Origin of the sequence: Roseiarcus sp. (assembly GCF_049514155.1) — a bacterium.
Lineage (GTDB): Bacteria > Pseudomonadota > Alphaproteobacteria > Rhizobiales > Beijerinckiaceae > Roseiarcus.
In genome coordinates, this window is record NZ_JBEKVH010000013.1 from 34,753 (window position 1) to 42,245 (window position 7,493).

Below are 7,493 nucleotides of genomic sequence, written 5' to 3' on the forward strand. Positions count from 1 at the left end.
GCGCGCTCCGCGAAGCCAGAGGTCGACAAAAAAAGCCGGGCGCGTCGCACGCTCGCACGCGCGCGCCTCGGCGAGGAAAACCGGGGAAGAGCGCGAGCCCTCCCCCGATCCAGGGAGGATTCTCAGTTGTACAGAACCGCGGCGATCTTGGGATCGTCGATGTTGGTCTTGTCGTACCAGTAGAAGCCGGTGTCGACGTCCTTGGGCAGCTTCTCGCCCTTGAGCGCCTTCACCGCCGAATCGACGACGCAGGCGCCGATGCCGACCGGGTTCTGGGTGATCGCGCCGAGCATCAAGCCGGAGCGGATCGCGTCCATCTGCTCCTTGCCGGAGTCGTAGCCGATCAGCACCACCTTCTTGCCCGATTCCTTGACGCCGATCGCCGCACCCTCGGCCGAGCCTTCGTTGGCGCCGAAGATGCCCTTCAGATTCGGGTTCGCCTGAAGGTCCGCCTTGGCGATTTCCGCCGACTTCAAGTGGTCGCCGGCGCCGTACTGGACGCTGACGATCTTGATGTTCGGGTGCTTGGCTTTCATCTCGTTGAGGAAACCGTCGCGGCGGTCAATGCCGGTGCGGCTGGTCTGGTCGTGCACGATGACGGCGACTTCGCCGGCGTCGCCGATCGCGTCCGCCATCTTGTCGGCGGCCAACGCGGCGGACGCCACGCTGTCGGTGTGGCAGGTGGTCAGCGGGATGTCGCTGTCGACGCCAGAGTCGAAAGCGATGACCGGGATCTTCTCGGACTGCGCCTTCTTCAGCAGCGGGGTGGCGGCCTTGGAGTCGAGCGCGGCGAAACCGAGCGCCTGCGGATGCTTGGCGAGGGCGGCCGACAGCATGTCGATCTGCTTGTCGACCATCGCCTCGGTTTCCGGACCCTCGAAAGTGATTCTGACATTGTCAGTTTTCGCCGCCTGTTCGGCGCCGGCTTTCACCGCCTGCCAGAACTGGTGTTGGAAGCCCTTGGAGATGAGCGGGATGTAGACGTCGTCGGCGCTTGCGCTGGCCGAAAAGCCGAGCGCCATAAGGGCGCCGAGCGCCACGCCAATGTGCCATTTCTTCAACATAGTGATTCCTCCACGTCAGTTGTCGTTCCCATTGCGGTTGCCGCCGCTTGTTCCGCCGGCGGCTGCGGTTTCTCTTGCTGCTGGCTCTCCTTTCCAGCCCAATGCCTCACCGTCTCAGGCGCGCTTGCGGCGCAGGATGTCGGCGTAGACAGCGAGAATGATGATGACGCCGGTCACGACGATCTGCCATTCCTGAGAGACCGACATGATGCGCAGGCCATTGAGCAGCACGTTCATGATGAAGGCGCCAATGATCGTGCCGAGGATGGTTCCCGATCCACCGGCGAGCGAGGTGCCGCCGATGACCACGGCCGCAATCGCTTCGAGCTCGTAGCCCTGCCCGAGCGCGGGCTGGGCCGAATTGAGGCGCGAGGCGATGATCAGGCCGGCGACGCCGGTGATCGCGCCGGCCAAGCAATAGACCGCGATTTTCCACGCGTCGACGTTGACCCCGGAAAGCCGCGCCGCCTCCTCGTTGCTGCCGAGCGCAAAGGTGTAGCGCCCGAGCGCGGTGCGGTTGAGGATGACCGATGCGACGATCGCGAGGCCGAATAGAATGAGAACGCCGTTGGGAATCGGCACGCTCGGCACGAAGTAGCCAATCAGCGAGGCCTGAGAAATCATGTCGAAATTCGGCGTATCGTTGAAGTAGATTGGCCTGGCCTCCGTCACGACCAGAGATAGGCCCTTGACGGCCCACATCATGCCGAGCGTGGCGATGAACGGCGGGATCTTCAGCTTGGCGATCAGGAAGCCCGAAACGGCGCCGCAGAACGCGCCCGTCGCGATCGAGGCGAGGACGCCGAGCCACAGCGGCATCCCCCAGTTGGTCAGAACCACGCCCGTCATCACGGCGCAGAAGGTCATCAGCGTGCCGACAGAAAGGTCGATGCCCGCGGTGATGATGACGAAGGTCGCCGAGATCCCCAGCACGCCGTCGACCGCCGTCGCCTGCATGATGGCGAGGACGTTGTCCATCTGAGCGAAGTAGGGCGATGCGAAGCTGAAGAACGCCATCATCACGATTAGGCTGAGAAAGGCGAGCAGCTTCTGCTGCGCCTGCGCCCCGAAGAAGCGGTTGAGTCCGGACCCTCTCGCGGGCGCGCTGGCTTCCGCGACGGCATGCTCGGTGGGGGTGGCAGTGTTCGGTTCCATGGTTCAGGCCGCCATTGTTTCGCGTTGCGTCGCCAACTGCATGATTCGCTCCTGGGTCGCCTCTTCCGGCATGAGTTCGCCAGTGATGCGCCCCTCGCACATGACGACGATCCGATCGCTCATGCGAAGAATCTCGGGCAACTCAGAGGAGATCATGACGATCGCCTTGCCCTGAGCGGCGAGCTCCCGCAACAGCTTGTAAATCTCGGCTTTCGCGCCGACGTCGATGCCCCGCGTCGGCTCGTCGAAAAAGAGGACCTCGCAGTCGCGCGCGAGCCACTTGGCGACCACGACCTTCTGCTGATTTCCGCCCGATAGCAGTCGCACTTCCTGGGTCAGAGACGGGGTGCGGATGCCGAGCAGCTTCACGAACTTCCCTGCCTCGGCGAAAATCGCGCGCTCGCGCAGAAAGACGTGAAACGACAAGAATCGCGCCAGATTTGCCATCACCACGTTGGCGGCGACGTCCATGCCAACGGCGAGGCCGAAGCGCTTGCGGTCTTCCGAAAGATAGCCGACGCCGACCGCGACGGCGTCGCTGGGCGAGCGGACGGAAACCTTCTTGCCGGCCACCCATATCTCGCCGGATTGAGCGCGATCGGCGCCGAACACGGCGCGCGCCACTTCCGTCCGTCCGGCCCCCATAAGACCGGCGAACCCGAGGATTTCGCCGCGCTTGAGCGAGAAGCTGACGTTTTTCACCAGCGTTCCACAGCTGAGGCCTTTCACCTCGAGAGCGATTTCTTCGCGCGGCTTGCGCGTCGTGTCGCGCGCAACGTCTTTCAGCGTGCGGCCGACCATCATTGAGATGATCGTGTCGATGCTTGTCGTCTTGGTCGGAACGGTGCCGACATATTCGCCGTCGCGCAGCACCGTCACGCGATCGGAAATCAGCTTCAGCTCGTCGATCTTGTGCGAGATGTAAATGACTCCGACGCCGCGGCTTGTCAGCTCGCGGATCATCTTGAACAGCTCTTCAATCTCGGCGTTGTTCAGCGCCGCCGTCGGCTCGTCCATGATCAGGACGCGGGTGTTGTGAGAGAGCGCTTTGGCGATCTCCACCATCTGCTGCTTGGCGACGGTCAGTCCGCCGACGTCTGCGCGCGGATTGAGGCGCAGGCCCATGTGGTCGAGCAGCGCCGCCGTGTCGCGGTTGAGCTTTTCCTCGTCGAGCAGCAGGCCAAAGGCCCACTTCGGCTCGCGGCCGATGAAGATGTTCTGGGCGACGGTGAGATGGTTCATCAGCTGCAGTTCCTGATGAATGATCCCGACCCCCGCCGCCTGCGCTTCGCGCGGATTGGCGAAGGCGACTTCACGGCCTTCCAGCAGAATCTTGCCGCTGTCCTTGGTGTAGACGCCGGCGAGGATCTTCATCAGCGTCGACTTGCCGGCGCCGTTCTCGCCCATCAATGCATGGACTTCGCCGGGCGCCAGCTCGAAACGCACGTCGCTCAGCGCTCGCACGCCGGGAAACGTCTTGCTGACGCCCGCGACTTCAATCAGAGCCGCCATTCGTCTCCCCCTAACGGCCCCTGGACCTCAGTCGCCCAGCCTGCCTTCAATCTGCATTTCCAAGGCGCACTGGATCATGTTGTCGCGCCGCGCCGATCAGCCGTAGAGCGGCCCATAGGTCTGACAGGCGCGATAGTCTTGTCCCTCGGCGTCCATGCCGAACGCCGCCCAGGCGCTCGGACGATAGACCGCCGCTTCGTCGACGTTGTGCATGCTCACCGGGATGCGCAGCAGCGAGGCGAGCGCGATGAAGTCCGCGCCGACATGACCGTGCGCCAGCGCGCCGTGGTTGGCGCCCCAGGCCGCCATCACCGAATAGGCGTCGCGGAACGGTCCCTTGCCGGTCAGCCGCGGGGCGAACCAGGTGGTCGGCCAGCTCGAGTCGGTGCGCGCCTCCAGCGTCTTGTGCGCCGCCTCCGGCAGCTCGACGCTCCAACCCTCGGCGAGCTGCAGCACCGGGCCCAGCCCCTTGACCAGGTTCAGACGGGCCATGGTGAACGGCACGCCGCCGGGAGTGAGGAAGTGGCTCGAGAACCCGCCGCCGCGGAAATATTCCTCCACGCCCGGGCACCAATCGGTCGCCGCCAGCGACGCCGCCGCGTCCGCGTCGGTCAGCTCCCAGTGCGGCTTCATCGTCGGCTTGCCCGCGGCGTCCTTTGTCGCGCAAGCGCCGTCGAGCGCCGCCGCGCCGGAGTTGATCAGGTGCAGCAGCCCAGAGGCGGCGTGGCCCTCGAGCTGATGGCCGGTGACGCGCTTGACCGCGTCCGCGGACCAATAGGTGCGCACGTCGGCGAAGATCTGCGCCTTGTTGGTCAGCAGATGGCCGAACAGCATCGTCACGCCGTTCAGGCTGTCATTCTCGGTGGCGAGGATGATCGGCTCGCGCAGGCCGTTCCAGTCGAACGAGCTGTTGAGCAGCGCCTCGGCGACGTCGGCGTTGGGGTACTGGTCGGTCCACTGCCGCTGCCCCTGGAAGCCGCCGACGATGGCGTTGAAGCCGAGCGCCTCCTCGGCCCAGCCGGCGTCGACCAGCTTCGGATTGCCGTGCATCATGTCGCGAATCGCCATCGTCATGATCAGGCTCTCGCGCAGAATGCGCCGCTTGTCGTCGGCCGAACGCGGCTTGGCGTTGCGGTCGACGCCGTAGCGGAAGTGCTTGTCGGCCCACGCCAGCGAGCGGTCCAGTTCGGCCTTGTCGTAGATGCCGTTGTCCAGCCGCCGGCGCACCTCCGTCATGTCGACGGTCTGCACGCGCATGCCGAGCCAGGACTCGAAGAAGTCGTGGTTGACGATCGATCCGGCGATGCCCATCGAGACGTTGCCGACCGAGAGATAGCTCTTGCCACGGATGTGAGCGACCGCCAGCGCAGCGCGCCCGAAGCGCAGCAGCTTCTCCTCGACGTCGGCGGGGATGGCGGAGGCGCCGGCGTCCTGCACGTCGCGACCGTAGATCGAGAAGGCGGGCAGACCCTTCTGGTTGTGCGCCGCCAACGCCGCCGCGAGATAGACTGCGCCGGGCCGCTCGGTGCCATTGAAGCCCCAGATCGCCTTCGGCCGCAGCGGGTCCATGTCGATGGTCTCGCTGCCGTAGCACCAGCACGGCGTCACCGACACCGTCGCGCCGACGTTCGCGCCGGCGAACTTGGCTTCGCAGGCGGCGGCTTCCGCCATGCCGGCGATCGTGGTGTCGGCGATCACGCACTCCACCGCTTCGCCGCCCGGATGGCGCAGCTTGGCCGACAGCAGCGCCGCCGTGCGGCGCGCCATCGCCATCGTTTGCTCTTCCAACGATTCGCGCACGCCACGGCGCCGGCCATCAATGATCGGCCGCACGCCGATCCTCGGCAAGGAACTGGTCATGTGTTGGATCTTCCTCTTTAACCTGAGCCGATTCCATCCCGTTCGCGGCGCCCTTCGGTCCGGCCTTGTCGCGCCGGACGCCGTGCGCCCGATTATCGCTTTACGCGCCGCCCATAGAGCGCTACTTCGAGTTAGCACTCTACTCTGCACGATCGGAGGCGCGCAAGGGGGGGGATGTTTCGCCCGGACGATTCGTCGCAGGTGGCGTGGCCGCGACTTGCCGCCACCGCGAAATCGGCGTGTAGAATTAGAGGATCGACGACATTGGTTTTTCGAACGCCGCATTGCAGGGACCAAAGGTGCCGAAGACTGTAGCAGAAATCGCTCGCGAGACGGGTTTCTCGGTGACGACCGTCCGGTTGATCGCCAGCGGCCAGGCCGGCAAGTACCGAATCAGCGAGGCGACGGCGAAGATCGTCGAGGAGCAAATCCGGCGCTACGGCTTCGTAGTCAATCACGCCGCCCGCAGCCTCAAGCTCAGGCGCACGGATACGATCGGGCTGGTCGTGCCGGAGCTGAGCAATGCGTTCTTTGCGCGCCTGATGTCTGGCCTCGAGGAGCTTTGTCGCGGCAGCGGCTTGGTTCTATTGACCTCGTCGACCAACGAGAATCCGGAACTCGAAGACCGGGCCGTCCGTAGCCTGTGGGCGCGCGGCGTCGACGGGCTGATCATCGCTCCTTGCCGCACGCCCGACTATGGCAGGCTGTTCGCGAAGACCACCAAAATGCCGATTGTCGTCGTCGATCGCGCTTATCCGGATTCCCGTTATCCCGCGGTCGTCAGCGACAACGTCGAGGCCGGCCTCGCGCTGACCCGGGCCGTGCTGGCGACGGGCGCGCCGTTGACCGCATTCCTGTGCGGCCAAGCGGAATTGCCCACCATCTCGGGTCGTATTCGCGGATTCGCCACCGCCTGCCGAGAAGCGGGCATATCGAACTGGGAAGAGCTGATCTTGCGCTCGGCGGAAAACAGCGTCGGCGCCGGGCGGTCTTTGATGGAGCAATTGCTGGAACGCGGACGCCGGCCGGCGTCGTTCATGTGCTCGTCCCTGATGGTGCTGGAAGGCGCGACGCAGCGTCTGAAAGAGCGAATCGGGCACATTCCGCCCGAGACGATTATGGGCACGTTTGACGATCAGGAATCCCTGGACTTCCTGCCCAACCGGGTCTTTTCGGCGCGGCAGAACGAAGGGGAATTGGCGTCGCAAGCATTCGCGCGACTCAAGGAACTGCATTCCGAGAAGATGCTCCAGCCCGAGCAGACCATAGTGCCGTTCCAGTTGATCCGGCGCGGCGGCGTCTGCGGCGCGCTTCGCGCCGACGCTGGTCTGCTCCAGTCAGGTGGTTCAGGTCGATCTTAGGGTCCGGGCTCATAACCAGTAGCTGATGACAGCGGCGATGCGGACCGCAGCGCGGAAGGTCACGGCGTTGCGCTCATAGCGGGTCGCGACGCGGCGGAAGTCCTTCATCCGGCAGACCATGGGCTCGATGGCGTTGCGGTTGCGATAGACCAACGGCGAGAGGCCGTTTTTCCATTTGCGATCGGCTTTGGCGCGTCAATTGCGTCGTGGGGACGCCGCTTCATTCGGCCGCGGAGCGAAGCCGATTCACGCCGCAGCCTCAGTGACTCCCATTGATGGGAACGCGCTGCCCGGACGCGTCGAAGACGTGGATGTCCTGGAGCGGCGCGCGGAAGGCGACATTCTCCGACACGGCCGGCGTTTCCCTGCCGCGCACCTCGACGACCAGCATCTTGTCGTCCACCCTCCGGACATGGGCGAAGGAGGACTCGCCCAGTCGTTCGACCAGCTCAACCACGCCGCTGGTCGCGAACGGCCCCTGCCCGGCGATTCGCAGATGTTCGGGCCGCACCCCGATCGTGACTTTGGCGCCGCGATCGAG

General features: G+C 64.9%; 6 protein-coding genes and 1 pseudogene. 1 reads left to right on the plus strand and 6 read right to left on the minus strand.

Annotated elements, in window-relative coordinates; translation table 11 throughout:
* Positions 1-122 precede the first annotated feature (122 nt).
* From ABSF49_RS03450 to ABSF49_RS03465, 4 genes are all read right to left on the minus strand, one after another.
* Positions 123-1,064, minus strand: a complete 942-nt coding sequence (locus ABSF49_RS03450; protein WP_424111236.1) for an ABC transporter substrate-binding protein — start codon at positions 1,062-1,064, stop codon at positions 123-125.
* A gap of 114 nt (positions 1,065-1,178) precedes the next feature.
* Positions 1,179-2,219, minus strand: a complete 1,041-nt coding sequence (locus ABSF49_RS03455; protein WP_424111237.1) for an ABC transporter permease — start codon at positions 2,217-2,219, stop codon at positions 1,179-1,181.
* 3 nt (positions 2,220-2,222) lie between these two features.
* A complete protein-coding gene (locus ABSF49_RS03460; protein ID WP_424111238.1) occupies positions 2,223-3,731 on the minus strand; it encodes a sugar ABC transporter ATP-binding protein in 1,509 nt (502 codons plus the stop codon).
* A gap of 96 nt (positions 3,732-3,827) precedes the next feature.
* Entirely contained in the window at positions 3,828-5,591 is a 1,764-nt protein-coding gene (locus ABSF49_RS03465; protein ID WP_424111239.1) for an L-fucose isomerase, read from the minus strand.
* 299 nt (positions 5,592-5,890) lie between these two features.
* On the opposite strand from ABSF49_RS03465, the gene ABSF49_RS03470 reads away from it, so the two are divergent.
* On the plus strand, positions 5,891-6,952 hold the full coding sequence (locus tag ABSF49_RS03470) for a LacI family DNA-binding transcriptional regulator (protein ID WP_424111240.1): 1,062 nt from the start codon (positions 5,891-5,893) through the stop codon (positions 6,950-6,952).
* Between the two features lie 9 nt (positions 6,953-6,961).
* Here the strand turns inward: ABSF49_RS03470 and ABSF49_RS03475 are convergent.
* Positions 6,962-7,141: pseudogene (locus ABSF49_RS03475) on the minus strand (IS5/IS1182 family transposase); the annotation flags it as partial.
* Positions 7,142-7,211: 70 nt separating this feature from the next.
* The coding region (locus ABSF49_RS03480; protein WP_424111241.1) for a TOBE domain-containing protein at positions 7,212-7,493 on the minus strand (282 nt) is incomplete at its 5' end.

What these genes read in the sequence shown, in the direction of transcription:
- ABSF49_RS03450 (WP_424111236.1), bottom strand. Translation starts at nt 1,064, where the DNA reads ATGTTGAAGAAATGGCACATTGGCGTGGCGCTCGGCGCCCTTATGGCG.
- ABSF49_RS03455 (WP_424111237.1), bottom strand. Translation starts at nt 2,219, where the DNA reads ATGGAACCGAACACTGCCACCCCCACCGAGCATGCCGTCGCGGAAGCC.
- ABSF49_RS03460 (WP_424111238.1), bottom strand. Translation starts at nt 3,731, where the DNA reads ATGGCGGCTCTGATTGAAGTCGCGGGCGTCAGCAAGACGTTTCCCGGC.
- ABSF49_RS03465 (WP_424111239.1), bottom strand. Translation starts at nt 5,591, where the DNA reads ATGACCAGTTCCTTGCCGAGGATCGGCGTGCGGCCGATCATTGATGGC.